Below are 2,646 nucleotides of genomic sequence, written 5' to 3'. Positions count from 1 at the left end.
TCTTCAAGGGGCCAATCTAGTAACGACACTGTACCGGTCGAGTCGGGAGGTTATGAACGCGTACCTTTCCTTGACTCGCTGGCAAAGTACGCGGCGGCCTCCTTTAGAATATTGCGCTCCTCGGTGACCTGGCGCAGTTCAGTTTTCAGGCGGCGGATCTCGGCTTGCAAGGCAGACTCTTCTATCTGCTGGTCAGCAGGCTTACCGTACTGCTTGAGCCATGCATACAGGCTGTGGCTGGATACCCCGATGGCACGTGCAACGTCAGCCACCGGCCGCCCGCGCTCGGTGATTTGTTTAACGGCTTCGATTTTGAATGTTTCTGGATAACGCTGACGGGTCATAACACCTCCAATAGTTGCCTCATTTTAAGGCTGTGAGGTGTCTAGGGAACTGGGGGCGATTCACTCCCTGCGCCCCACTCGATTGAAAAACTCATGATTCTCGGGTGGGTAAGGCTGGGGAGTGGTTGCTATTGGTAAGTAATATTAGTTCTGTGTCTGTTATTTGAGCTAGTGTACTCCGAGCTGTGAGGGGGGGGCTAGTGAGGAGGTGCCATTTTTGTTGCCTGGATCGAAAAAATGGAAATTTAGCGTTCATTTGGCACCTTGTTGTCGAGGGCGCATCGGGTGCAACGCCCCGTGTCGGCTATACCTTATAGGTCAGCAAGAGCCATGACCTGACCGGCCGACCAATTACAAGAGTGCAGGGGACTAAGATGACAGGGGTAATGCCACTAGTTTGCGTCATGGTTGATGACGACTCTCTCAGATGTTGGGTATGCAGCGTTCTGGAGAGAAATTGCCAGGTGGTGAATTGTGCCGCCAGTGATGAGCCTTCGGTGGCTAATCTCTATCTGCTGGATGAGCAGGCGTTGGCTGAACGCCGTACCTGGCTACAGACATTGCGGCAGGATCTGCGCCCGGATACCCCCCTGTCATATTGATCCTCAACGGGCTTGATACATCCGCCTCGGTTGCAGTGCCGCCTCTGGTGGATGCGGTGCTTTCTACTCGCCTGAGCGCTGAGGTGCTTAGTGATCAACTGATGCATTGGTTGCGCTTGCAGGCAAGCGGCAAGCTCTGGCTGGCGGCAGCCAGCCCCTCCTCCCACTCCCACTCCCAGCCTCAGGTGATAGATGATGTGGCCCAGTGCGCCGTAGCCAAGCTGCAACTCTCTGTCCAGTTGCAGAGCAAGCTGCTCTCCGCTCTGTTTGGTGACCTCTCTCAAGGGGCCTTTCTCTGCGATCCGCAAGGCACGCTGCTGGCGGCGAACGAAGCCTTTTTGCAACTGATGGGGTATCGCTGTGAGGAGCTCATCGGCCAGTCGTCTGACTTGCTCTTACCGCTCTTTGCTCAGGGGGAATTGGCTGCCGATTTTCGATGCTTGATCCATGAGCGCAGTCGTTGGGAGGGGGAGCTCTCCGCTTGTCGTAAGGGGGGGGAGCTCTTTCCACTCTGGTTGCAGGTGCGTTACCTGGCGGTTGATAGTCAGGAGGCGTCATCTGGTTATTTTCTCGGGCTGACAACCGATCTGCGTGCTAGCCGTCAACTGGAAGAGAGCGTACTGCAGTTATCGCGCACCGACTCCCTTGCGGAATTGAATCGGATCCTGCTTGAGGATCGTTTGGCTCTAGATATTCGTCAGGCCGAATTGACCCACAGCAAGGTGGCGCTGATCCGGGTGAGCCTGAGTCGCTTTCGCGCGCTAAATGAGTACTATGGGCGGGCCATTGGTGATTGGGTATTGATGAGCCAGATGCAACGGCTGCAGCGCTTGGGAAGGTGCGAATAAGCGGGGAAATTCTTCTCGGCTGACTCAGTCATTTCATTTTTTCCTGTTTGAGCCGTTTTTTCTCCCGTAAATGCCTTGAATCAGCCTATTTAGACTGTTTCTTCGCCATTTCAGGCGTTATTCCCAGTTTTTAGTGAGATCTCTCCCACTGACGTATCATTTGGTCCACCCGAAACAGGTTGGCGGCGCGCAAAAATGACCAGGTTTCCGGGGTTTTCAGCGTCCAATTTTGACCACCCCGGAGTGTGTGCAACTATCCGATCTTTGGATCGGAGAACCTGGAGTGTTAATCATGGAAACCGTGTTGAAGATCCGGCGTATGCATCAGGTGGACGGCCAGTCCATCAGCGCCATCGCTAAAGTCACAGGACTCTCTCGCAATACCGTTCGCAAATACCTTCGCCAACCTCCCTCCGAACCGCCCAAGTACCGCCGTCCACAGCCAGCCAGGCCCAAGCTCGGTGAATTCGAGTCGACACTGACCCAGTGGCTGGACCTCGATGCCAAGCGGCCCAAGCGACAACGCCGCTGTGCCAGGCAACTCTTCGAAGACCTACAACGCCTGGGCTACCAGGGGGCCTACGACAGCGTCCAGCGCTTCGTCCGTGACTATAAACAGCAGTCAGCCAAAGTGGCTGCCTTTGTCCCCCTGACGTTCGCGGCTGGTGAAGCCTATCAGTTTGACTGGAGCGAGGAAGAGGTGGAGATCGGCGGCGTGGTGCAGCGGGTCAAGGCTGCCCATTTTCGCCTCACCCACAGCCGCCAGCCCTTCGTCATGGTGTTTCCTCGCGAAACCCAGGAGATGGTGTTTGCCGCTCACGATGCGGCCTTTCACTACTGGGGCGGCGTGCC

2 protein-coding genes and 1 pseudogene are annotated in these 2,646 nt (G+C 55.8%); 2 read left to right on the top strand and 1 reads right to left on the bottom strand.

The genetic code is table 11. The features are described from left to right. Positions 1–18 precede the first annotated feature (18 nt). Positions 19–344: pseudogene (locus tag BN1134_RS00600) on the bottom strand (transposase); the annotation flags it as partial. A 703-nt stretch (positions 345–1,047) separates the two neighbouring features. On the opposite strand from BN1134_RS00600, the gene BN1134_RS00595 reads away from it, so the two are divergent. Further along, positions 1,048–1,794, top strand: a complete 747-nt coding sequence (locus BN1134_RS00595; RefSeq protein WP_128314303.1) for a PAS domain-containing protein — start codon at positions 1,048–1,050, stop codon at positions 1,792–1,794. A 292-nt stretch (positions 1,795–2,086) separates the two neighbouring features. Beyond that, positions 2,087–2,646: IS21 family transposase (gene istA / locus BN1134_RS00590; RefSeq protein WP_042044624.1), on the top strand; the 560-nt coding region annotated here is incomplete at its 3' end.

The sequence above is a fragment of the Aeromonas simiae genome (assembly GCF_000820125.1).
Lineage (GTDB): Bacteria > Pseudomonadota > Gammaproteobacteria > Enterobacterales > Aeromonadaceae > Aeromonas > Aeromonas simiae.
Note: the sequence above shows the minus strand (reverse complement) of the source record. Positions and strands in the feature narration are given on the sequence as shown.